The 24,388-nt window shown below is 40.6% G+C and carries 17 protein-coding genes; 13 read left to right on the forward strand and 4 right to left on the reverse strand.

Annotated elements, in window-relative coordinates; all coding sequences use genetic code 11:
- Window positions 1-5: 5 nt before the first annotated feature.
- Both ABMQ40_RS06230 and aspS read right to left on the reverse strand, forming a co-directional pair.
- Entirely contained in the window at window positions 6-545 is a 540-nt protein-coding gene (locus ABMQ40_RS06230) for a hypothetical protein (RefSeq protein WP_370897649.1), read from the reverse strand.
- Between the two features lie 50 nt (window positions 546-595).
- The gene (aspS, locus tag ABMQ40_RS06235) at window positions 596-2,350 is read right to left on the reverse strand and encodes an aspartate--tRNA ligase (RefSeq protein WP_370897651.1); all 1,755 of its coding nucleotides are present in this window, start codon (window positions 2,348-2,350) and stop codon (window positions 596-598) included.
- Window positions 2,351-2,545: 195 nt separating this feature from the next.
- On the opposite strand from aspS, the gene ABMQ40_RS06240 reads away from it, so the two are divergent.
- Window positions 2,546-3,940 (forward strand): MATE family efflux transporter, encoded by a 1,395-nt coding sequence (locus ABMQ40_RS06240; protein WP_370897653.1) that lies wholly within the window; start codon window positions 2,546-2,548, stop codon window positions 3,938-3,940.
- 81 nt (window positions 3,941-4,021) lie between these two features.
- The gene (locus ABMQ40_RS06245; protein ID WP_370897655.1) at window positions 4,022-4,183 is read left to right on the forward strand and encodes a 30S ribosomal protein THX; all 162 of its coding nucleotides are present in this window, start codon (window positions 4,022-4,024) and stop codon (window positions 4,181-4,183) included.
- Window positions 4,184-4,216: 33 nt separating this feature from the next.
- Here ABMQ40_RS06245 and ABMQ40_RS06250 read toward each other — a convergent pair whose 3' ends face one another.
- Complete coding sequence (locus ABMQ40_RS06250) at window positions 4,217-4,870, reverse strand: DUF937 domain-containing protein (RefSeq protein WP_370897657.1); 654 nt, start codon at window positions 4,868-4,870, stop codon at window positions 4,217-4,219.
- Between the two features lie 122 nt (window positions 4,871-4,992).
- Window positions 4,993-5,502, reverse strand: coding sequence for a DUF2480 family protein (locus tag ABMQ40_RS06255; RefSeq protein WP_370897659.1), 510 nt, complete (start codon window positions 5,500-5,502; stop codon window positions 4,993-4,995).
- A gap of 77 nt (window positions 5,503-5,579) precedes the next feature.
- Here ABMQ40_RS06255 and lpxB point away from each other — a divergent pair, with 77 nt between their 5' ends.
- The 11 genes from lpxB (at window position 5,580) to ABMQ40_RS06310 (ending at window position 24,286) form a co-directional block, all read left to right on the forward strand.
- Window positions 5,580-6,683, forward strand: a complete 1,104-nt coding sequence (gene lpxB, locus ABMQ40_RS06260) for a lipid-A-disaccharide synthase (protein ID WP_370897661.1) — start codon at window positions 5,580-5,582, stop codon at window positions 6,681-6,683.
- Window positions 6,684-6,775: 92 nt separating this feature from the next.
- Complete coding sequence (locus tag ABMQ40_RS06265; protein ID WP_370897663.1) at window positions 6,776-8,554, forward strand: ComEC/Rec2 family competence protein; 1,779 nt, start codon at window positions 6,776-6,778, stop codon at window positions 8,552-8,554.
- Between the two features lie 143 nt (window positions 8,555-8,697).
- Window positions 8,698-9,360, forward strand: coding sequence for a succinate dehydrogenase cytochrome b subunit (locus tag ABMQ40_RS06270; RefSeq protein ID WP_370897665.1), 663 nt, complete (start codon window positions 8,698-8,700; stop codon window positions 9,358-9,360).
- Window positions 9,361-9,375: 15 nt separating this feature from the next.
- Window positions 9,376-11,388 (forward strand): fumarate reductase/succinate dehydrogenase flavoprotein subunit, encoded by a 2,013-nt coding sequence (locus tag ABMQ40_RS06275; protein ID WP_370897667.1) that lies wholly within the window; start codon window positions 9,376-9,378, stop codon window positions 11,386-11,388.
- 24 nt (window positions 11,389-11,412) lie between these two features.
- Window positions 11,413-12,180, forward strand: a complete 768-nt coding sequence (locus ABMQ40_RS06280; RefSeq protein ID WP_370897669.1) for a succinate dehydrogenase/fumarate reductase iron-sulfur subunit — start codon at window positions 11,413-11,415, stop codon at window positions 12,178-12,180.
- Between the two features lie 135 nt (window positions 12,181-12,315).
- Entirely contained in the window at window positions 12,316-13,866 is a 1,551-nt protein-coding gene (locus tag ABMQ40_RS06285; RefSeq protein WP_370897671.1) for a TlpA family protein disulfide reductase, read from the forward strand.
- 111 nt (window positions 13,867-13,977) lie between these two features.
- Window positions 13,978-15,384, forward strand: coding sequence for a 23S rRNA (uracil(1939)-C(5))-methyltransferase RlmD (gene rlmD / locus ABMQ40_RS06290; RefSeq protein WP_370897673.1), 1,407 nt, complete (start codon window positions 13,978-13,980; stop codon window positions 15,382-15,384).
- Window positions 15,385-15,414: 30 nt separating this feature from the next.
- Window positions 15,415-15,891 (forward strand): DUF6452 family protein, encoded by a 477-nt coding sequence (locus tag ABMQ40_RS06295; protein WP_370897675.1) that lies wholly within the window; start codon window positions 15,415-15,417, stop codon window positions 15,889-15,891.
- A complete protein-coding gene (locus ABMQ40_RS06300) occupies window positions 15,857-16,519 on the forward strand; it encodes a DUF6048 family protein (RefSeq protein ID WP_370897677.1) in 663 nt (220 codons plus the stop codon). The genes ABMQ40_RS06295 and ABMQ40_RS06300 overlap by 35 nt, the downstream gene beginning before the upstream one ends.
- Before the next feature lie 213 nt (window positions 16,520-16,732).
- The gene (locus tag ABMQ40_RS06305; RefSeq protein WP_370897679.1) at window positions 16,733-19,666 is read left to right on the forward strand and encodes a reprolysin-like metallopeptidase; all 2,934 of its coding nucleotides are present in this window, start codon (window positions 16,733-16,735) and stop codon (window positions 19,664-19,666) included.
- 162 nt (window positions 19,667-19,828) lie between these two features.
- Window positions 19,829-24,286 (forward strand): fibronectin type III domain-containing protein, encoded by a 4,458-nt coding sequence (locus ABMQ40_RS06310; RefSeq protein WP_370897681.1) that lies wholly within the window; start codon window positions 19,829-19,831, stop codon window positions 24,284-24,286.
- Window positions 24,287-24,388: the final 102 nt, after the last annotated feature.

Here is a 24,388-nt window from a genome sequence, read left to right on the forward strand (position 1 = left end):
AATAATTAGATGTCTTTTATTTTTGATTTATGGTTAAGGTATTCCAATGTCTTTTGGAAATTAGTTTCATTCGTTTGATCTTTGTCCAGGATGAAATTCAGATAAGGTATAACGGTTATGTAAAGGTATTTGTTCTCCAAAACACAGTAGGTAATACCTTCCCAGGTAAATTTAAAATCGTGTTTATAGTTTCGGAATCTGAAATAATCAGGCGTAAACTCCCAGATAACATCTTTCGGATTTTGACGAAAATTTTTGATCTCTTCTTCCAGCAGATCACTCATTTTTTTCTTATGCCTTTTATAGGCGATACGATAATTGATGAATATGATGATGTACATCAGAGCCAGTCCGGCAAAAAAATAGGCAATGGATTGTCGGTAGATAAATAAAAAGGCAGCCAACAAAATAAAAACTATGCTCCAAAACAGATTCTTATTGTTTTTGGCCAGGTTCTTTTTCCAGTTCCGCTGGATTTCAAATGTATAAATATTGCGTAAAATTTCTTCTGAATTAGGAGTATTGTAAATTAAGGGTTCAGTCATGGTTTGTTTTTGATCGAATTAAAAAGCGGAGATTTTTCTCCGCTTTAAATTTATGCTTTTAAGTTTAATCGTAATTGCAATTCGTCAAGCTGCTCATCGGCGATGGCTGAAGGAGCGTCAATCATTACATCACGTCCGGAATTGTTTTTAGGAAAAGCAATATAATCCCTGATCACTTCATTTCCGTCAAGAATAGCTACCAGCCGGTCGAATCCGAACGCCAGGCCGCCATGTGGAGGAGCTCCGTACCTGAAAGCATTCATTAGGAATCCGAACTGGGCTTCTGCCTCTTCTTTTGTAAAACCTAGTAAGTCAAACATTTTTGACTGAAGCTCTCTATCAAAAATCCTGATGGATCCGCCTCCGATCTCATTTCCGTTTAGCACCATATCGTAAGCGTTGGCTCTTGCTTTTCCGGGATCCGTTTCCAGCAAATGGATATCTTCCGGTTTAGGAGACGTGAAGGGGTGATGCATCGCGTGATATCTTCCCGTTTCTTCATCCCATTCCAAAAGCGGGAAGTCTACCACCCAAAGCGGGGCAAATTCATCGCCTTTTCTTAATCCTAAACGGTTCCCCAGTTCCATTCTTAAAGCAGAAAGCTGTGTTCTCACTTTGTTTTCATTTCCTGAAAGAATGAGCATCAGGTCTCCTTCCTTAGCACCGAATTTTTCTATGATTTTTGCCAGATCTTCTTCATTATAGAACTTGTTTACGGAAGAGGTTTTCACACCATCGTTCTGGAATTTTATCCAAACCATCCCGGAAGCTCCGATCTGTGGGCGTTTTACCCAATCTACCAACTCGTCTATCTGTTTTCTCGTATATTCTGCACAGCCTTCAACATTGATTCCTACCACCAGTTCCGCATCATCGAATATTTTGAAATCTTTTCCTTTTACAAGCTCATTCAGTTCCACAAACTCCATTCCGAAACGGATGTCCGGCTTGTCATTTCCGTATCGTCTCATAGCCTCAGCAAAGGTCATTCTCGGGAAGGCTCCGAAATCTTTACCGGTAATATCCTTAAGAAGGGTTTTGGTCATTCCCTCAAAAATATTCATTACATCTTCCTGTTCCACAAAGGCCATTTCACAGTCGATTTGTGTAAATTCCGGCTGTCTGTCAGCTCTTAGGTCTTCATCCCGGAAACATTTTACGATCTGGAAATACTTATCCATTCCTCCCACCATCAGAAGCTGTTTGAATGTTTGCGGTGATTGCGGTAATGCATAAAACTGTCCCGGATTCATTCTGCTCGGTACAACAAAGTCTCTTGCCCCTTCCGGTGTTGATTTGATCAAAACAGGGGTTTCCACCTCAATGAATCCCTGATCTGAAAGGTAATTTCTTACTTTCTGAGCCATTTTATGACGGAAGATCAGTTTATCTTTCACCGGATTCCTCCTGATATCCAGGTAACGGTATTTCATTCTCAGCTCTTCACCACCATCCGTTTCATCTTCTATGGTAAAAGGTGGAAGCTGGGCGTCATTAAGTACCGTTAATTTTTCAACTAAAATCTCAATTTCGCCGGTTGGAATATTGGGATTTTTACTTACCCTTTCAATTACTTTTCCTGAAACCTGAATCACAAATTCGCGTCCCAGCTTTTTAGCGTCTTCCATAAGCTGTGCAGAAGAACGCTCCTGATCAAAAACCAGCTGAGTGATCCCGTAACGATCCCGAAGATCTATCCAAATCATAAATCCTTTATCACGGATAGTTTGTACCCATCCTGAAAGTGTAACTTCTTCATTAAGATTTTTTAGAGACAGCTCTCCGTTGGTGTGTGATCGAAACATTTGTTTTAGATGTTATAAAAATATTAGACTTCAGATTTAGACTTTATAGTCTGAATTTCGTTTGCAAAGATAGGATTTTTGAAGATTTTTAAAGCAAACTGATATAAAGTACTTTGAAGATATTTTTAAAACTTTCCATATGCTAAGTTTTAATTGCTTTTGAATAAATATTTTTGTCGGACCGAAAATAAGATTATGAAAAAGTATGTGAATTTTCTGAAAAGGGCGTTGAGTGGCGAAGAAACGGATTATACAAAAATATCGATCAGAAGTGCTGTTTTGCTTCTTGCCATTCCGATGATGCTTGAAATGGCGATGGAATCTGTATTTGCATTGGTAGATCTGTATTTTGTTGGGCATTTGGAGGAAAGTGGCTTTGCAATCCAGACCGTAGGCCTTACAGAGTCTGTTCTTTCTATCATCTATTCCATCGCGATCGGGATGAGTATGGCTGCAACGGCAATGGTAGCCCGTAGAATAGGGGAGAAGAATCCCGAACAGGCTTCCAGAAGCGCGGCACAGGTTCTATTGGTGTCATTTGTAGTGGCTTTTATTTTGAGTGCGCTGGGTGCTGTTTATGCTGAGGAAATCCTGGTTCTGATGGGCTCCAAACCCGAGGCGGCCGCTTATGGAAAGAACTTCACAAGAATTATGATGGGAAGCAGTGTTATTATCATGCTTTTATTCCTGATCAATGGAATCTTCAGAGGGGCAGGAAATGCGGCAATTGCTATGAAGTCCCTTTGGATTGCGAATATTGCCAATATTATTCTCTGTCCCATTCTGATCAAAGGCTTCGGTCCGGTTTCTCCTTTGGGATTAACGGGAGCAGCCCTGGCAACGATGATTGGAAGAAGTATCGGGGTGATGTATCAATTATATCATCTTCTTATTGCGGATACTCAAATTAGGATTCGTTTCGGGTATTTTAAGCCAAACCCTGATCTGATAAGATCCATCATAAAAATTGCAACTCCCGGGATTTTTCAGTTTGTGATTGCTTCCTGTAGCTGGATATTTTTAGCTCAGCTGGTTGCGACAACCGGAGGAGAAAATGCTTCGGCGGGCTATCAGACCGCTTTAAGGCTAATGATGTTCTTCATGCTCCCGGCCTGGGGACTGAGTAGTGCCGCTTCTACCCTGGTAGGGCAAAACATGGGAGCCGGAGAAATACTGAGAGCAGAACAAGCTGTCATGAAAACAGTAAAGTATAATGTGTTTTTCATGGTAACCGTAAGCTTAATATTTCTCTTGTTGGGTAACTTCCTGGTTAGTTTTTTCACATTAGAAGCTGAAATCAAAAATTTCGCTAAGAACGCGCTTCATATCATGAGCATCGGGTTTATTTTTTACGGGATCGGAATGGTAATGATCAATGCCTTTAATGGAGCAGGAGATACCTGGACGCCGACCTGGGTGAATTTTTTCGGCTTCTGGCTGTTTCAGATCCCGCTGGCATATTTCCTTTCGAAACATCTTAAGATGGGGCCGGAAGGCGTTTTTATATCAATTCCGTCGGCGGAGGCTTTGATCACAATTGTTGCCTTTATTTTGTTTAAAAGGGGGAAATGGAAAACCGTTGAGGTTTAGTTTATAAAAATTTTAACGATTAAATTTTGATTATTTACCGCTCATATTTTAATTTAGCTTTGAATCAACAAATACTTAACTATGGGAAAAGGTGACAAAAAAACAAGAAGGGGTAAGATTAACTCCGGAAGCTATGGTAAAACCAGGCCAAGAAAGGCTTCTAAATCATCCGTCATGGTGGCGGATAAAGAAGAAGCTGAGGAACAGCCTAAAGCTAAAAAGGCAAAAAAGACCGAGAAATAATCCTCGGCCTTTTTTGTTGGTATACAAATTAAATTATTTTCCTCCTAAAATATTTCCAAGGATGCTTCCTAATCCGCCTCCCTGCTGCTGATTTCCGCCTCCACCAAGAACACTTCCAAGAATATCATTCAGCGGGTTTCCGGATGACTGGGATTGGGCACCTCCCAGAACACTTCCTAAAATATCGTTCAACGGGTTAGATTGCTGAGCCTGAGCCTGATTGGAAGCATTGCCCAAAATTCCTCCCAAAAGATCTCCCAAGCCCCCTGCTCCAACGTTGTTCTGTTGTTTTTCTTTGCCTATATATCCCATGATTACAGGAGCCAGCATAGCTAGTACAGGACCGATTTTATCAATTGAAATGCCCGTATTCTGGGACAGCTGATTTTCTACATTGTTCTTATCACCCCCAAAAATATGATTGAGAATTGATCCGCCTTCAGCCTGTCTGGTCTCCAGCTGTGATGGATCATTCAGAATACTTCCATCATGGTCTTTATCCAGTGCTTTATTTAAAGCTTCCGCCTCATTGGCGTCCTGAGATTTCTTTCTAAGATATGAAATAATTAACGGAGCTGCCACTGCCAGTAGAGCAATAACCTGATTCCTGTTGATTCCGAATTTATTTTCTGCCTGATCAGCAATCTGGTTGCTGGTGTTTCCTGTGAGTAGGTCGATTAGACTCATAGCTTGTGTTTATTTAGTGTTAGAAACCAAAGTTATCAAAAAATGTTCCCCAATAACTTATTTTTATCTAAAATTATTGTTAAAGTTTATGAATTTCTATAAACTGTTGATGCTTAATAATTTTAATTTTTCAGAATGGGAACATTGGAACAAGCTTCTCCGAACATCAGAGACTTTACTATGGGCTTTAACTGTTCTACCAGTTCTATATAGGCATTTTCAGGGATCTCTCTGTCTGAGCAGCCTTTAACCAATACTCTTTTGCCTCTTAGCTCACTGAAATCATAAGTCTGGATGGCATTATGCATTAAAATAACTTCCAGGTCTTCCCGGTTTCCGTAAACTATTTTTTTTGTGACATCTGTAAGCCGGGCTGTTATTAAAAAATAAGCCCAAAGCGGAACAATGGCATCTGCAGAATTATATATATACACATAAGCGTCCCTGTATTCTTCAATATCAAGGGCAGCTACTTTTTCCCGGAAATCTTTTTCCTTTAAAATCATTTCCATAAAAAGGAAATCTTTCAGGTCGATCCCTTTTCTGATGCCTTTAGGAACAAGATCAGAGAGATCAAAATTTACCAGACCGCTTTCTGCAACTTTATTTCGGATTTCAAATTCTTCTGACATTTTTATCGTTATCTTTGAACAAATTTACAAATTTAAGATCAACAAAATCTTAATTGTTCTCTATCCTTATTATAGAAATGAAGTATTATATTATTGCAGGAGAAGCTTCCGGGGATTTGCACGGAAGCAATCTGATGAAAGCGCTGAAACAGAAAGACCCGAATGCAGAATTCAGATTTTGGGGAGGGGATCTCATGAGAGCCCAAGGCGGAACCCTGGTAAAACACTATCGGGATCTGGCTTTTATGGGATTTCTGGAAGTTGCAAAAAACCTCAGGACAATCCTGAATAATATCAGATTCTGTAAGCGGGACATCAAAAGCTACCACCCCGATGTCCTGATCCTCGTAGATTATCCGGGGTTTAATCTCAGGATCGCAAAGTTTGCTAAAGAATCAGGTACCAAAGTGGTTTACTATATTTCTCCACAGCTTTGGGCCTGGAAGGAAAGCAGAGTGGAAATCATCAAAAAATATGTAGATGAAATGCTGGTGATTCTTCCGTTTGAAGAAGATTTTTATAAAAAGCATGGTGTTCATTCTCATTTTGTAGGTCATCCGCTGCTCGATGCCATTTCCAGCCTTCAGGATATTGACACTGACGGCTTTAAGGAAGCAAACGGATTGAATAAAAAAGAGATCATTGCACTTTTACCGGGCTCCAGGAAACAGGAAGTGGAAAAAATGCTTGAAATAATGCTTTCCGTAAGACCGTATTTTAAGGAATATCAGTTCGTTATTGCCGGAGCTCCAAGCCTGGCGGAAGAATTTTACCAAAAATATGTGGATGATAACGTTCATTTTGTTTCTAATAAAACCTATGATCTGTTGAGATGTTCAAAAGCAGCTCTTGTGACTTCCGGAACGGCCACCTTAGAGACAGCTTTGCTGAATATTCCTGAAGTTGTATGTTACCGTGGAAGTAAGATCTCCTATGCCATTGCCAAAAGGTTGGTAAAGAATATCAGATATATTTCCCTGGTTAATCTTATTATGGACAGGGAAGTGGTAAAGGAGCTGATACAAGATGATCTGAATACCAGGCACCTGGTTGAAGAGCTCAGGAAGATTTTAGAAGGAGATAAGAGGCGCCAGGTCTTGAATGATTATGAACTGTTACGGGAGAAGCTCGGTGGAAAAGGGGCCAGCGAAAAGGCAGCTGAAATTATTGTGAAGCTTTGAAATACTGAGCCCATACATCTGCCCAAACGATCCCGTTTCCCGAAATGATGTAAATTTTAGGCAAATAGATTATCATCTTAATTTAAAAACAATTGCGCCAGTTTGATAAACAACCTCTTCTTATCCTGGTAATATGTTTTATTTCCGGGATTTTGTTTCAGGACAGGTTTGCCCTGACCGGGAAACCGGTGTATCTGGTGTCCGGGTTTTGTTTTTTGATTCTGATCTCTACATTGTTCAGATCTTATTTTTTATTTAAGATAAGGCCCGGCCTGGTATGCATCCTGTTTTTTGGAGCGGGAATTGTGCTGCATTTTTTCAATGGGATTTCACCAAAGAATATTCAGGATTCTTCAATGGAAACAATGGTTTTCAGGATCACCGGAAAATTAAAGCCGACTGAGAAAAATAAAAAATATGAGGCGGTCGTTCAGGTGGGGAAGGAAGATTTTAGAGCTGTCGTTTTTGTTCCCCAAAACAGTAAGGACCTTGATTTTAATCATTATTATAAAGTGGAAGCGTATATAACAAGGCCGAGATCGCCCCAATACGATTTTCAGTTTGACTATGCCCAATACCTGCAAAGAAAGAATATTGAATATCAATGTTACATTAAAGGTGATATTCTGCCAGGTATACGGAAGGAATTAAGCTTTAGCGAAAGGTTTTTACAAAAAAGACACGAAATATTGCAGCGTATTGATAAGTCTGAAATGTCTAAAGCTTCAAGGGAGTTTTTAAAAGGGATCATTCTGGCCGACAGAACGGGAATTGACGATGATACAGTCCGGGATTTTAATAAATCGGGATTAGTCCATTTCCTGGCGATTTCAGGAACCCATATCGTAGTGATCTTCGGGATCTTCTATTTTATGCTTATCAGGATTTTTCCCTTGAGATTCAGGAGATATGCGGTTATTCTGAGCCTGGTTTTCATCTGGCTGTTTGCAGCGCTCATTGGTTTTGGAAATTCTGTCTTACGCTCCTGTATCATGCTGAGTGTATACCAGATATATGTTTTGCTTCAGAGAAAACCGGATCTATTGCATTCGCTGGCCTTGTCAGCTTTTTTTATCCTGATCTTCAATACCCAGCAGATCTTTGATGTGGGGTTTCAATTGAGTTTTCTGGCGGTCTTCGGCATTTTCTGGCTAAACCAGCCTATTTTAAATTATTTCCCGAAACCGGATAATTTTATGAAGAAAGTTATTTTCAACACCGCTTCAATCTCCGTTTCGGCACAAGTGGCCACACTGCCTCTGGTTCTGTATTATTTTCATCAGTTTTCCTTTATTTCCATTGTTGCCAATCTTATTATTGTTCCTTTTTCAGAGATTATTATTGTGTTTTCATTTTTGATGGCGGGATTAATTGCTTTAGGAGCAGACCTGTTCTTTCTCAATGGTATATATGATATTATGATACGGTTTTTACTTGAAACCATTCACCGGCTGGCCGATTCTGATGCCTTATTTTTTGAGAATATCCCCATGAGCTTAACGGAAGTTTTATGTTTAGGAGTGATACTATATGTGCTGCGGTTTGCTATTTTACAGTTCAACTTTAAAAATGCAGCGAATCTGATTATGGCAATTCTGGCATTTTTTATAGTGAGAACAGGCTTGAATATAGCAGAAAACCGAAGAGAAGAAATCCTCGTCCACGATCTGTATAAGGACAAACTTCTTTCGGTAAAGAAAGGGGATAAAGCCTGTTTCTGGATCGGAAAGCATACAGATAAGGAAAAAGCTATCCGATACATCGTCAATCCTTATAAGGCTTCAAGGCGGCTCGGTGAGGTTGAAATAAAGACATTCCCCGGGTCTGTACAAAAGGTGGTTTATAATGGTAAAATCTATGATTTAAAATAATTGTCGTCCATTTTGTTTTTCCTTTATTTATAATGTTTTACAAGCTTATTTAGAAAGATTACAAACTGGCTAATTGTGAGATTTCTCACTTTTTGATGTTGTTAACATTTCTTAATTTTGTGGAAATTCAAATTTAAACTTATATGGCAGGTTTAACGAGTTCTACGATAGGTAGAAAATATGCTATGGCATTGTCAGCGATGTTTTTGCTGATTTTTCTGGTGATGCACCTTTCAGTAAACCTTTTATCGGTTTTTGGGGAGACAGCTTATAACAATGCTTCGCAATTTATGGGATATAATCCTCTTATTCAATTTGTGATGCAGCCGATATTAATGTTTGCGGTTATTTTTCACTTTGTAATGGGATTTGTGCTTGAGGTTAAGAACAATAAAGCGCGTCCTGTTAAATATGCTTCAAACAACCCTTCTCAGAATTCAAGCTGGATGTCCAGGAATATGATTATTTCCGGGGCGGTTATTTTAGCTTTCCTGGGGCTTCACCTGTATGATTTCTGGGTTCATGAAATGAACTATAAGTATGTGGATGGATTGCCGATTGAGGAAACACGTTTCTGGGGAGACTTACATGCAAAATTTGCAGATGTTTGGAGAGTGGTTTTATATGTGATCTCTTTTGTATTGCTAGGATTGCATTTAGGCCACGGATTTCAGTCTTCTTTCCAATCCGTTGGTGCAAGACATCCGAAATATACCCCGGTGATCAGGGCAGTAGGGAACTGGTATTCTTTTCTTATCCCTCTAGGGTTTATTTTCATTGCAATTTATCATTTTATAACTCAATAATATCAATATACTAATATGAGTAAATTAGATTCAAAAATTCCAGCAGGTCCTCTTAAGGATAAATGGAAAAATCATAAAGATCATATGAACCTTGTTGCACCGAACAACAGAGACAAGATTGATATTATTGTTGTTGGTACGGGGTTGGCAGGTGGCTCTGCTGCGGCTACTTTGGCTGAGCAGGGATATAATGTGAAAGCTTTCTGCTACCAGGATTCTCCGAGAAGGGCGCATTCCATTGCGGCTCAGGGAGGGATCAATGCGGCTAAAAACTATCAGGGCGATGGTGACTCTATATACAGACTATTTTATGATACCATTAAAGGTGGAGATTATAGAGCAAGAGAAGCCAACGTTTACAGATTGGCTGAGGTTTCGGCCAACATCATAGACCAGTGTGTTGCCCAGGGAGTTCCCTTCGGAAGAGAATATGGAGGTCAGCTGGATAACCGTTCATTCGGTGGGGTTCAGGTAAAAAGAACATTCTATGCCAAAGGCCAGACCGGTCAGCAGCTATTATTAGGTGCGTATTCTGCAATGAGCCGTCAGATCGGGAAAGGCAGGATCAAAATGTACAATCGTCATGAGATGATGGATCTTGTAATAGTTGATGGTAAGGCAAGAGGAATTATTGCAAGAAACCTGGTTACAGGTGAGATTGAAAGACATTCTGCCCATGCTGTTGTCATTGCGTCCGGAGGATACGGAAACGTATATTTCCTGTCTACAAATGCAATGGGTTCAAACGTCTCAGCTGCCTGGAAGATTCATAAGAAAGGAGCATATTTTGCAAACCCTTGCTATGTGCAAATACACCCGACCTGTATCCCGGTACACGGGACACAGCAGTCTAAACTTACGCTGATGTCTGAATCTTTGAGAAACTCAGGAAGAATCTGGGTTCCTAAGAATATAGAGGATGCCGTAGCCATCAGGGAAGGTAGGTTGAGACCTGAAAACATTAAAGAAGAGGATAGAGATTATTATTTGGAAAGAAGATATCCTGCTTTTGGTAACCTCGTGCCTAGAGACGTTGCGTCGAGAGCTGCCAAGGAAAGATGTGATGCAGGATACGGAATCGAAAATAACGATACTAAGGAAGGGGTATATCTGGACTTCTCAACAGAGATTATGAAAAAAGGTAGGGAAGCTGCTATTGAAAGGCATCTTCATAACCCGACTGAACAGCAGATCTATGATTTAGGAAAAAGCTGGGTTGAGGAAAAATATGGTAACCTGTTCCAGATGTATGAAAAGATCACAGCAGACGATCCTTACAAAACCCCGATGAAAATTTATCCTGCGGTTCACTATACTATGGGTGGGATTTGGGTAGATTATAATCTGATGTCCACCATTCCGGGATGTTTCGTAATCGGAGAAGCTAATTTCTCAGACCACGGTGCAAACAGACTGGGTGCTTCAGCGCTGATGCAGGGTCTTGCGGATGGTTATTTTGTGTTGCCTTATACCATTGCAGACTATTTATCTGCCGATATCAGGACAGGCGCTATCCCTACGAACACGGCATCATTTGATGAAGCAGAAAAAGGGGTAAAAGAAAAGGTTGATTTCTTCATAAATAATAAAGGAACACATTCCGTGGATCATTTCCATAAGAGACTTGGGCACATTATGTGGAATAAGGTAGGTATGGGAAGAACTCCTGAAGGGTTGAAAGAAGCAATCAAAGAAATCGAAGAAGTAAGAAACGACTTCTGGAAGAATGTAAGAGTGCCGGGCGAAGTAGATGGAATGAACACCGAGCTTGAAAAAGCATTCAGGGTAGCAGATTTCCTTGAGCTTGGACAATTAATGGCCATCGATGCATTGCACAGAAACGAATCTTGTGGAGGACATTTCCGTGAAGATCACTCAACTCCGGATGGTGAGGCTGAAAGAGATGACGTCAACTACAAATACGTTGCGGCTTGGGAATATCAGGGGGCAGACATCAATCAGGAAGTTCTGCATAAAGAAGACCTGATATACGAAAACATCGAGGTTAAAACTAGAAGTTACAAATAATCTCCAACCTATAAATATACAATTATGAGTGCAAAAAAAGGCTTACATCTTACGCTGAAAATTTGGAGACAAAAAAATAATAAATCTAAAGGTCAGTTTGAGACCTACAAAATATCGGATGTGTCCACAGATTCCTCATTCCTGGAAATGCTGGACATCCTTAACGAAAATTTAATTAACGAAGGAAAAGAACCGGTTGCTTTTGACCATGACTGCCGTGAGGGGATCTGCGGGATGTGCTCGCTTTACATCAACGGTAGAGCTCACGGGCCTGATACAGGGGTTACAACATGCCAGCTTCACATGAGAATGTTCAAAGATGGTGAAACGATCGTTATAGAACCATGGAGAAGTGCTGCTTTCCCTGTGATCAAAGACCTGATAGTGGATAGAAGCGCATTCGACAGGATTATGGCTGCCGGAGGTTTCATCTCTGTCAATACATCAGGGAATACACTTGATGCCAACGCTATCCCGGTTCCGAAAGAAGATGCTGACAAGGCAATGGATGCTGCGGCATGTATCGCATGCGGGGCTTGCGTGGCGACATGTAAAAATGGTTCTGCTATGCTGTTTGTGGGGGCTAAGGTGTCTCAGTTCGCATTGTTGCCACAGGGAAGGGTAGAAGCTAAAAGAAGAGTGCTTAATATGGTGAAGACTATGGATGAGGAAGGATTCGGAAACTGCTCCAATACCGGTGCATGCGAAGTGGAATGTCCTAAGGGAATTTCTCTTGAGAATATTGCCAGAATGAACAGGGAATATATGGCGGCTTTCCTTGACAAAGGATAGAAAGACTTTAAATACAATAAAAAATCGTCTCCTCACCGGATGGCGATTTTTTTTAGTTAAATCTTTCATAAAAAGCAATATTAAATTGTGTTTAGTGTATTGAAAAACTTATTTTTGCTTAATTTAAAATTCGAAATGAAAAAATATCTTTTATTGTTTATCATCGCTGTATTTGCGATGTCTTGCTCTAAAAAAGTAGAAGTAAAAGGGAAGATTACCGGTGGATCTCCATTGGAAAGAATAGAGTTCATTGAAGCTTCCGGCGTTGCCACATTACCATTAGCAAATATCGGGATTAAAAATGACGGAACTTTTACAGGCAGCTTCGAGGCGCCTAAAAGCGGGATGTACGTGATTTCTTATGGAGGCAAACAAAACCTGGTGTATCTAAAATCCGGCCAGGCCCTCAATATTTCTGGAAACGGAGCCACCTTTCCTACTGAATATATTATCACAGGTGATGCAAAAAAGAATAACGATTTCTTCCTGGCCACCCAAAAATATCTTGGGAATTATGCCCAGACGGTCAATATCAGAGAATTGATGACCAAAGACGAAAAAACCTTTCTTAAAGGTATTCAGAAGGTTGAAGCAGATGTAAAGAAAAATATTGATGAAAACGTTAAAAAGTTCAATCCAGACAATGCCGTAGTAGAATGGAAGAAGAATGATATTGCAAGCACCATTCTCACCGTGATGGCACAATATGAAATGATGCAGAAGCAAATGTCAGGAAATCCGTCTTTTAAGGTTACCAAAGCGTTTACGGATTATGAAAACAAGCTTCAGGAAAATAAGGATGAAATGGTGAAGGAGAGCCCTGCTTACAGAAGCTATCTTTTATCTAAAATGAGTCCTGATTTTCAAAAATATGCTGAAGCAAACAGTAAAGGAAAAACGGATATCACGACCTCAGAATTATTCAATCAGTATCTGAAAGGTAAAAAAGATATTTCCCAGCTGACTAAAGATTACCTTCTTGCGTTTGTAATGGCACAGTCTGATATGCATCCCAGCACTCCGGAAAAAACTGCTGAAAAGATCAAAAAGATCATCGATGAGGATATTAAAGATGCTACCATTAAAGAAGATCTGAAAAAAATCCAGTTTGCTATCAACGGGTTTAAGATCGGTGAACAGGCTCCTGAAGCGTCATTGATAAAGCAGGACGGAAAAGCATATAAATTATCTGAAAATAAAGGGAAACCCTATATGATCACCTTTTATGCATCCTGGAATCCTTATATAGGAGAAGCTACAGTGCCTGTCCTGAAAGAAGTTGTGAATTTTTATAAATCTAAGATGAACTTCGTTTTCGTTAACCTGGACGATACCAAAGAACAGTTTGTAAAAACAAGCAATACTTTGTTAAAGGGATTGACGGGAGTTAATGTTTATGGTGAAGGAGGATTAAATTCAGATATTGCTAAAAAATATGGTGTATACGGATTTAAGCTGCCTTGTTTCATAGTAGTTGATAAAGAAGGTAAAATAGCAAGTAAGCCTTTCTTTAATCTTGGTGATCCGGACCTGGTAACGGTGCTTGATAAGCAAACAGGCCTTTCCGCACCAAAGGTGAACCCAAATGTACAGCTACAATCAGGTTTAGGTATGGAACCCGCTACAGCCCAACCGGCAGCTCCTCAGCAACCAGCTCCCCAACAGCAACCTGCACAGACAAAATAATCAATTTTTAAATAGATCAAAACCTTGTCTTCGGATAAGGTTTTTTTTATTGTATTTTTGCGGAATGGGACCGGAGGACCCAATCAAACATACAGAAACAGAATTTGCGGAATGAAAAAGAAGAGAAATATTATTCTTGAAAATATAAAGCTTTTTACTGCGGGAGCTAAAGGAATAGCGATAGGCAAGACAGAAGACGGTAAGACGGTGCTGGTTTCAGGTGCAGTTCCCGGAGATGTGGTCAACGCAAGGGTGAAAAAATCTAAATCGAAGTATTATGAAGCTGAAGTAGTGGAGGTTTTGGAAGAATCTCCTTTCAGGGTAGAGCCTAAATGTATCCATTTTGGAGCCTGTGGAGGTTGCAAATGGCAAAATATGAGCTATGAGAAGCAACTTGAATTTAAACAGGAAGAAGTTTATAATAATATCAAAAGGATCGGAGGAATCGATAATTTCCAGATATTGCCAATATTAGGGTCTGAACAGGATTACTTTTACAGAAATAAAATGGAATTTTCTTTTTCCAATGCACGATGGCTAACGGCAGAAGAAATAGATTCCCAAACTGATATCAACGATAAAAACGCATTAGGATTTCATATTCCGGGAATGTGGAGTAAAATTCTCGACCTTAAGGAATGTTTCCTTCAGGAGGCTCCTTCCAATGCTATCCGATTGGCTGTAAGAGAATATGGCGATAAGAACGGACTCGACTTTTTTGACGTAAAAAGCCAGGAAGGATTCCTCAGAACACTGATGATGAGACAGAATTCTAAAGGGGAGTGGATGGTTTTATTTCAGCTTTTCAGGGAAGAGAAGGAGAACAGTGAAAAGCTTTTTGATTTCTTGCTGGAAGCATTTCCCCAGATCAAAACCCTGGTATACGCAATTAACCCGAAACAAAACGATTCTATTTACGATCTGGATATCAATACTTATTTTGGAAACGGATTTCTGATGGAGGAAATGGATGGATTGAAATTTAAAATCGGGCCAAAATCATTCTTTCAGACTAATTACAAACAGGCGTTGGAGCTATACAGGAAAACACTTGAATTTGCTGATCTGAAAGGGAATGAAGTGGTATATGATCTTTATACAGGAACCGGAACCATTGCCCAGTATGTAGCCAGGAAAGCAAAACAGGTGATAGGAATAGAATCTGTACAGGAAGCTATTGATGCCGCCATAGAACACGCGGAATTAAATGGGCTAACGAACTGTACGTTCTATTGTGGCGATATGAAAGATATCTTCAACGATGAATTCCTGCAAAATCATCCTAAAGCAGATGTTCTGATTACAGATCCCCCAAGAGACGGAATGCATCAGAAAGTTGTGGAACAAATCCTGAAGCTTTCCCCGGATAAAATAGTATATGTAAGCTGCAATTCCGCCACACAGGCCAGGGATCTGGCTTTGATGAAAGAAGATTATACCTTGGTAAAAATACTGCCGGTAGATATGTTCCCCCAAACTCATCACGTTGAGAATATTGCCTTACTTATAAAAAAATAATTTATTTAAATTTGGTTTTCAAATCATAATATGAAATACTTTAAATTCATTCTCTTTTCATGCTTTCTGGCAATGCTTTGCTCCTGTGGCGGAGACGATGATATCTGCGAAAGTGGTGAAGGAACCCCCCGGATGAAAATCCGGTTCAAGAATCTTAGTGATCTGAAGCTTAAAAGATTAGATAGTTTGTATATTTATGTAGATTACGGTTCCGGAAAGGTTGACCTGGGAGCACGGGCAGCGGTTGATTCCATTTTAATTCCTTTAAGGGTGGATGATGCTCCTTATACAGATATATATGTTAAAACAAGATCCGAGCAAGCGGAATCGCAGGTGAGGGTAAGCTATTCAACTAAAGCTACTTATGTATCCCCGGGATGTGGATTAAAAAAAACATATGAAAATCTGAGCTCAGAGCTTACAGTATCCAATATCGTGAAAAACCTGGAACCAGGACAAAATTTTATAGAGAATGAAGACAAAACTAATCTGTACCTTCTTTTTTAGTATGCTGAATCTGCTGTGTTTTTCACAGGAGACTACAAAAAAAGCTGAAAAAGAAAAATGGAAATATGAACCCAACTTTATGGTTGGTTTTGATGTTCTCAATACAGGCATATCTTTTTTTTCTGACAGGAAATTATATCAGGGTTTTATCTCGTCCAGAATTAAAGAAAGCCTAAGTGGCATTGTAGAAGCTGGTTTTGAAACCAATGTTTACCAGAAAAACGGATATGATGCCAAAGCCAATGGTCCGTTTTTAAAATTAGGAGCCTTCTACATGCTGGCCAAAGATGCTGAAAATGAATTTAATGGATTTTATGCAGGAGGGAAACTGGGAGGATCATTCTATACACAGGAATATATGGCAATTCCTGTTCGCGGATATGGGGGGAGCAGTTCATCCATAGCATTTCCCTCTTCCGGACAGTCTTCATATTGGATTGAAGGAACTATAGGAGGCAGGGTTCAGCTGTTTGATTCTGATTTTTATATCGATGTAAATCTTCAACCCAAATATCTGGTGTTCACTACGAAGCAGGATGATATACAGCCTATGATAGTTCCCGGATTTGGGAGGAGTTCATCCAAATTTAACATGGGTTTTGCCTGGAGTATTGCCTATAAGTTTTAATGAATTTATAGTAAAACAGGCCTGTTTTATTACAATTTTATATAATATCGTAAAAAGTCTTGGAAATAATTCTAAGACTTTTTTTGTAAAGTTTTCACAGTTTTATGACATATGTTTAGGTATTTTTAATAATAATTTAAAATTAAATTGATATTTTTTGGTTTTTATTGGAATGTATGATTATTTTTGGAGAACTTAAAAATAGTCCTTTTTATGAAAAAATTCATTACTGCTTTATTTTGTAGTTTGATAGGTGGCTCTGCCCTTGCGCAGTGGACACCCACTACATTTAGAGAGAAAGAAAATTTCTCTCTGGTGCGTAGCTATTATAAGTTGGATATTAATAAATTAAGAGAACAACTTAAAAATGCGCAAGAAACAGGGTCTAATGCAAAGCCTGTAGAAATCTCTTTACCAACTTTAAATGGTAAAATTGAAAAATTTGCTGTCTATAGTTTTCCAGTTGTAGTGAAGGAACTGGCAGATCAATATCAATTGGGGTCTTATGTAGGCGTGGGGATAGATGATCCTTCCAAATATGTAAGGTTCTCTGTTGCTCCTAATGATTTCCAGTCAATGGTGATCAAAGATGGTAATTATGAATTTATTGAGCCTCAGAAAACGGATAGAACCGTATATGGAATCCACCCTAAAACAAGGCCGACACAAGGTAAAAGCTTTGTTTGCAGCACTGAGGAAGGTACTGCAGCAGCGAATGAGATAGACCAGTTGCTAGAAAAGGGTAAGGCTTTTACCAATCAGCCGACTGATTTCTCTAAAATGTCTGATAAAAAGTATAGGACCATGAGACTGGCAATATCAGTTACAGGGGAGTATACTCAATATTTTGGAGGAACTGTTGCGGGAGCATTGGCCGCTATCAATGCAACTATGACCAGGGTAAATGGAGTTTTTGAAAAAGATTTTGCCTTACACTTAAATGTACAGAACTATCCGAGTATCATTTATGTGAATGCTGCTACCGATCCTTATTCGCCGGCAACACAGATGGGTAACTGGAATCTTCAGCTTCAGCAAACACTTACAGCTAATGTAGGAAACGCCAATTATGATATCGGACACTTATTCGGAGCATCAGGAGGTGGTGGTAATGCAGGTTGTATAGGCTGTGTGTGTATCAACCCTACATCCACTACTTCACTGCAAAAAGGTTCGGGATATACTTCTCCGGCAGATGCCATACCTGAAGGAGATAATTTTGATATCGATTATGTAGCTCACGAAATGGGCCACCAGCTCGGAGCTAACCACACATTCTCTCATGCTTTGGAGGGTGCGGGAGTAAACGTTGAGCCGGGGTCAGGAACAACAATCATGGGATATGCAGGTATTACAGGTGCAAATACTGATGTGCAGCTGCATTCAGACGCGTATTTCCATAAAGTGAGCATCAAGCAGGTTGAAGATAACCTGAAAAGCAAAACTTGTGATGTAGAAACTACCATTACAAATAATGCTCCTACAATTGCTGCTTTACCTACTTATACAATACCTAAAGGAACCGCATTTGTACTGACTGCTTCAGCAACGGATCCTGAGAATGATCCGCTGACCTATACCTGGGAGGAAGTAGATAATGCCAATGTTACCATCAATAAAAACAATATAGGAACTACATCTTCGGGAGCTTCATTCAGATCTGTAGTACCAACTACTAATCCGACAAGATATTTCCCTAAGTTTGAATCCGTATTGGCAGGCGTTTTAAATAACTCTACCAATACCTGGGAATCTGTTTCAATGGTTCCAAGAACAACAAAATTCGCCGTAACGGTAAGAGATAACAATGCTGCAGCTAATCAGCAACAGACTCAATCTGCTGAACAAACTATTGTTGTAGGCAATGACGGACCGTTTAGGGTTACTTCACAGTACGTTGCTTACAATACACCGTCTGCAGTTACCTGGGATGTGGCCAATACGGCAGCTGCACCATATAATGTTGCTAATGTGAAAATTGATTATACAACAGATAATGGGGCTACCTGGACCGTTCTTGCAGCATCCACTGCCAATGACGGTTCGGAAACATTCAGTTTCCCTGCTTCATTAAATGGTCAGACTATTAAGCTGAGAGTATCGTCTATTGGAAATGTATTTTATGCTGTTAATTCAGCATTGGTTACTACCTTTGCAGCATGTGACGGAACCGCTCCTACAGGAGTTACAACAAGTAATATCACGGTAAATTCCGTTTATGTGAGCTGGGCTCCTATATCCGGTGCTACTTATGTGATCCGTTATAAGAAAGTGTCTGAAACAACCTGGCAGCAAACTACAAGCTCAGTTCCTAACGCCACAATATCTGGCTTAGTTGATGGAACAGCCTATGAAGTACAGGTAGCAGCAGTTTGCTCAGGCACAACCGGAACTTATTCTGCTTCTTCAAACTTTACGACATTAGGATTAACTTATTGTACAGCTTCTTCAGCTGATGATACTGATGACTACATTTCAAACGTTACCCTAGCGAATCTAAATAACTCTTCATCTTCCAGTCTGTATACAAATTATACTACTAATGCAGCATTGCAGGTTAATTTAACAGCTGGTTCTACCTATACTATATCTGTAAGTAAAGGATGGTTGAGCGGTGACGGCCCATATCCTGGCGCTACTTCTGCTTGGATAGATTATAACAGAAACGGTACTTTTGAAGATTCTGAAAGAATTCTTACATCCAATACTACTGTACAAACCCCTGTAACAGCCAGCTTTACTGTTCCTGCAAATGCAGTAACCGGTATGGGACTTAGAATGCGTGTAGGAATGTTGTATACTACTCAATCCGGAGCATATATTGGAAACCCATGTGGTACTTATAACACTTATGGAGAATTCGAGGATTATAACGTAGTCATTACAAGTCAACTGGCAACCGATGAAGTGAACAATCCGAAAAATGGTATCCAGCTATATCCTAACCCGGTAAGCGACATATTGAATGTTACTAAAGTATCGGACAAAGCTACTTACAAAATTTATAACGCTGCAGGACAGCTAGTCGGTAGTGGAAATATTAATGCCGGAAAAATTTATGTTTCGGAATTAGTAAAAGGAGGATATGTTATTACGATTGATGATAAAGGCAAAGAGTCATTCAGATCTAAGTTCATCAAAAAATAATAATTAATTTTTATACACAATCCCCCAGGCTTACCTGGGGGATTTTTTATTCCGAATCATAAAATCAATTATTCTGAAATTTATGCAAAAAAGTATTTTAACTTATAAATTTATAATAAAAAATGATTAGATTTGTAAGATTAATATAATATTGAGAACATTATGAAGAAAATTTTTACTTTTTTAATTCTTCTTCTGGGACTGATCGATATAGGCTTTGTAACCCAGGTCTATGCGCAGGGGCCCGCTACATTACCTTATACTCAGGATTTCTCGAGTAGTAATGATTTTACTTTTGTCAACGGAACTCAGACCAATCAATGGGCTTATGGTTCTGCTGCCGGAAACCCGTCGGGATCCATCTATATCTCTAATGACAACGGGACCAGCAATGCATATACCAACAACATGAACAGTGTTGTCCAGGCTTACAGGGATATTGCTATTCCGGCCGGAACAACCAATGCTGTATTGTCCTTTGACTGGAAATCCTATGGAAATGATTCCGGATATGATTATTTCCGGGTATGGCTGGTTCCCGGAACCTATACTCCTACCGCAGGTACACAGATCGCTGCCGGGGGAGGAAGGATTCAGCTAGGAGGCAATTATGAGATGCAAAACTCATGGCAAACCTATAGCAATCCTACGCTTGACCTGAGCAGCTTTGCAGGCTCTACCATGCGTCTGGTATTTGAATGGAGGAATGACGGAACAACAGGATCCAATCCACCGGCTGCTGTTGATAACGTCAATATGTTTATTCCTACCTGTCTTGTACCCTCTGCTCCTAACGTATCTAATGTGACGCCTAACGGGGCTACCTTAGGATGGACGGCACCAGGGACTGCACCTGCTAACGGCTATGAATATTACCTTACAACAACCAACACTCCGCCTACCCCTGCAACCACAGGAACCCCGGTTACCGGAACTTCAGCACCTCTGACTACCTTAACTGCGGGTACCACTTATTATTGGTGGGTGAGATCAATCTGTTCTTCAACAGATCAAAGTGTATGGGTAGCAGGACCTTCATTTACTCCGGGACAAATTGGTTCAGGAACAGCATCAATGAGTTACCTTCCGGTTTATTCCTGCTATGGCTACGGCTATTCCCAGCAGATATATACCGCTTCCGAAGTGGCAGCTGCGGTTGGTACCAATAATCTAATTACCAAAATCAGATTTTATGTAGACAATACTGCTTCTACCCAAAGTACTTATAACCAGTGGGTGGTCTATATGGAGAATACCACTCAGGACAATTTTGCAACGACAGACAGCTGGATTCCTGTGGGCACCTTATCCCAGGTTTATTCGGGAATGGTACCTGCAATGACCAACGGTACCTGGCTTGAACTGACACTAACGGCTCCATTTGTATGGGACGGAACAAGCAATATCGTTATTGCCGTTGATGAAAATGCTCCTGGCTATTCATGTACTGCCGACTGGGGCAGCTATACAGCAGGGAACAACAGAGGTATACTTTATAGAAGTGATACAAACAACCCTGATCCTGCCAGCCCGCCATCTGCCAGCAGCAGGTATTCGGAGATTCCAAGGGTTCAGTTCGTAAGCGCTCAGTTGCAGCCTTGTACCACTGCTCCTCCAACAGGTATTACAGCCAGTAACCTTACTCCTACTACAGCCCTTATTTCATGGATCCCTGCTACCGGGGCGACCTATGTATTAAGATACAGAGTGGCACCTAATGGTCCGTGGACTACGGTCAACCTTACGGCTCCACTCACAAGTAATTATACCATTACCAACTTAACGGAACAAACTACCTACGAAGTTGAAATAGCAACTGTTTGTGGGGGAACTCAGGGAGCTTTCTCACCAGGAGTCAGCTTTACAACTCCGGCAATCAGCTACTGTACGGCAACTTCAACAAGCACTACTGATGGTTATATTACCAATGTTACTGTAAATCCGACCAACTCGATTCCAATGTCGAGCAATTCCGGAGAAAGTAACTATACCGATTTCAGTACAGATCCTGCCAGACTGGTAACCTTAGTAAGAGGGTCTTCCGGTAATGGACTGTCAGTTACCAAAACATGGCCTGGAACTCAGTGGTCATTTGCCACAGGAGTCTGGATAGACTTTAACAGAAACGGTATTTTTGAAAATAATGAACAGGTATTGGCATCCCCAAGCAACACCACTTCTCCTGTAACAGGAACCTTTAATGTTCCTACAGCAGCAGCGGGTGCTTACAGTGGTAACCTTACTACCCGTATGCGTGTGATCATAAGAGAATCTACTGCTCCTACACCTTGCGGAAGCTTTACCTGGGGTGAAGTGGAAGACTATGCTGTGAAATTAATTGATCTGCAGCCTTGTACCACGGCTCCTCCTACAAATATTACCGTAACCAACCTTACAGCCACTACGGCTACTATTTCATGGATCCCCGCTACCGGGGCGACCTATGTATTAAGATACAGGCTGTCGCCAAGCGGTACATGGACTACGGTGAACATTACGGCTGCACCTTTCAATACCTATACCATTACAGGCTTAACAGAGCAGACAGCCTATGATTTCCAAATCGCTACAGTATGTAGCGGAAGCCAGGGATCATTCTCTGCTACCAATACCTTTACCACTCCGGCATTGAGCTATTGTCAGATGACAGGAACAGGAACTAACGATTTCATTTCCAATGTAACGGTTACTCCTATTAATCCTGGCATTCCTGCCATGAACAATACTTCTGTACAAACCAATTATATCAGCTATAATACGCCAGATACTCTGATCACTCTGGATATCGGTTCTACAGGTAACAAGATCTCTGTTGCCAAAGGCTGGGCAGGGGCTACAAACAGTGATGCTGTATCTGCCTGGATAGACTTTAACAGAAACGGTGTATTTGAGACCTCAGAACAGATATTAAGTTCTGCGTCCAGCACTACTACCCCTGTAACGGCATTGTTTAGTGTACCTTCCAATGCTTACAGCGGACCTCTGACAACAACCATGAGAGTGGTATTGAAACGTTCCAGTGCTCCGGTGATGTGCCAGAATGCCATCAATGGTGAAGTGGAAGACTATGCGGTAAAACTGAGACCTTGTAGCACAGCTACTCCGGGGGCTCCTACCTTTACCGTTACGCATAATACTGCTGCCATTACCTGGACAGGGGCTACCAATAACATGACCTATCTTGTTCAGTACAGGGTTCAGGGAACTACCACCTGGACTGATGTGTATGCATCTACCCTTCTGGGGAATGTTCCTCTGACATTAACAGGGCTTACCCCTGCCACCACGTATGAAGTACAGATTGCAGCGGTATGTGGTAACACTCCTGGAGCGTTTACAGCCATCAAGACCTTTACCACCAGATGTGATCCTACGCCTCCGAACGTTACCATCAGCAATGTTACTACCAACTCAGCGGTAGTAACCTGGGCACCGATCGCAGCAAGCTCAACCTATGTATTGAGGTACAGAATAGTAGGGACTACTACCTGGACTACTGTAAACATTACAACAGCACCTTTGAATACCTTCACCATTACAGGTCTGACTCCTTATACGACTTACGAGGTTCAGGTAGCCAACAAGTGTAACGGTGAGACCACGGAAAATCCATATTCGAACCCTAAAGTATTTACTACAGAAAGAACATGTGAGCTTCCTCCTCCGGGATTAACCATTACCAACCTTACTCCTACTTCAGCAGTAGTGGTTTGGGATCCTTTCCCTGGAGCAACCTATATTCTGAGATACAGAAAAGTGGGTATTCCAAGCTGGACCACTGTTCCGGTATCAACGAATACTTATACCATCACAGGTCTGACAGAACTAACGAAGTATGAAATGCAGGTAGCCAATATCTGTAGCGGTACTCCGGGTACTTATACCCAGCCTTATTTCTTCACAACACCTACGGTAATATATTGTCAGATGTCATCTACCAACTTTGCCAATGAATATATTTCCAAGGTTACAGTGAAGCCTGTAGGTAAGCCTGTTATGGAAAGTGCTTCACAGGGTTCAAGCTATACAGATTATACCGGCGATGCATCCAGGTTCATTGAGCTTATCCAGGGATCTACCGGAAATGAGATCAGTATAGAGAAGACCGCCAGCCAGGAAGAAGGTATTGCGGTATGGATTGACTTCAACAGGAACGGATATTTTGATATCAATGAAAGGGTTCTTGCTGTGGGTCCTAATACAACCTCTCCTGTTACAGGCACTTTCAGTGTACCCGCTGATGCTTTTGTAAGTATGACGGACTACAAATACGTAGTGATGCGGGTGGCGATGCAGAGAGGAGCTATTCCTGTAAACTGTACGAGTTTTGACAATGGTGAAGTAGAGGACTATACGGTAAGGATCTCCAAGCAGCCGGTTCCTAATACGATTGACCAGACGCAAATCATGATCTATCCAAACCCTGTAAGCTCTGTACTGTATGTGAAGAACATCAGCAAAAGAGCAAATTACAAGATTTACAATGCTGCAGGACAGCTGATTTCCAGTGGAATCATCCTGAACAATAAGATCGATGTAAGCAGGCTGATCAACGGTGTCTATGTGATCGATATTGATGATAACGGAACCTCTGCACAGAAGAAATTTATTAAAGAATAATAATTAATAACTTCAAACAGAATAAGCTCTCAGAAATGAGAGCTTATTTTTTTATGTGAATGCAATTCTCTGACTTTGAAGGCAGCTTCATTATTTGGATTT

Source organism: Chryseobacterium gossypii (assembly GCF_041361455.1).
GTDB lineage: Bacteria > Bacteroidota > Bacteroidia > Flavobacteriales > Weeksellaceae > Chryseobacterium > Chryseobacterium gossypii.

Bases quoted from the DNA above. Each gene is read 5' to 3' on its own strand.
- ABMQ40_RS06230 (WP_370897649.1), bottom strand. From the start codon at position 545: ATGACTGAACCCTTAATTTACAATACTCCTAATTCAGAAGAAATTTTA.
- aspS (WP_370897651.1), bottom strand. From the start codon at position 2,350: ATGTTTCGATCACACACCAACGGAGAGCTGTCTCTAAAAAATCTTAAT.
- ABMQ40_RS06240 (WP_370897653.1), top strand. From the start codon at position 2,546: ATGAAAAAGTATGTGAATTTTCTGAAAAGGGCGTTGAGTGGCGAAGAA.
- ABMQ40_RS06245 (WP_370897655.1), top strand. From the start codon at position 4,022: ATGGGAAAAGGTGACAAAAAAACAAGAAGGGGTAAGATTAACTCCGGA.
- ABMQ40_RS06250 (WP_370897657.1), bottom strand. From the start codon at position 4,870: ATGAGTCTAATCGACCTACTCACAGGAAACACCAGCAACCAGATTGCT.
- ABMQ40_RS06255 (WP_370897659.1), bottom strand. From the start codon at position 5,502: ATGTCAGAAGAATTTGAAATCCGAAATAAAGTTGCAGAAAGCGGTCTG.
- lpxB (WP_370897661.1), top strand. From the start codon at position 5,580: ATGAAGTATTATATTATTGCAGGAGAAGCTTCCGGGGATTTGCACGGA.
- ABMQ40_RS06270 (WP_370897665.1), top strand. From the start codon at position 8,698: ATGGCAGGTTTAACGAGTTCTACGATAGGTAGAAAATATGCTATGGCA.
- ABMQ40_RS06275 (WP_370897667.1), top strand. From the start codon at position 9,376: ATGAGTAAATTAGATTCAAAAATTCCAGCAGGTCCTCTTAAGGATAAA.
- ABMQ40_RS06280 (WP_370897669.1), top strand. From the start codon at position 11,413: ATGAGTGCAAAAAAAGGCTTACATCTTACGCTGAAAATTTGGAGACAA.
- ABMQ40_RS06285 (WP_370897671.1), top strand. From the start codon at position 12,316: ATGAAAAAATATCTTTTATTGTTTATCATCGCTGTATTTGCGATGTCT.
- rlmD (WP_370897673.1), top strand. From the start codon at position 13,978: ATGAAAAAGAAGAGAAATATTATTCTTGAAAATATAAAGCTTTTTACT.
- ABMQ40_RS06295 (WP_370897675.1), top strand. From the start codon at position 15,415: ATGAAATACTTTAAATTCATTCTCTTTTCATGCTTTCTGGCAATGCTT.
- ABMQ40_RS06300 (WP_370897677.1), top strand. From the start codon at position 15,857: ATGAAGACAAAACTAATCTGTACCTTCTTTTTTAGTATGCTGAATCTG.
- ABMQ40_RS06305 (WP_370897679.1), top strand. From the start codon at position 16,733: ATGAAAAAATTCATTACTGCTTTATTTTGTAGTTTGATAGGTGGCTCT.
- ABMQ40_RS06310 (WP_370897681.1), top strand. From the start codon at position 19,829: ATGAAGAAAATTTTTACTTTTTTAATTCTTCTTCTGGGACTGATCGAT.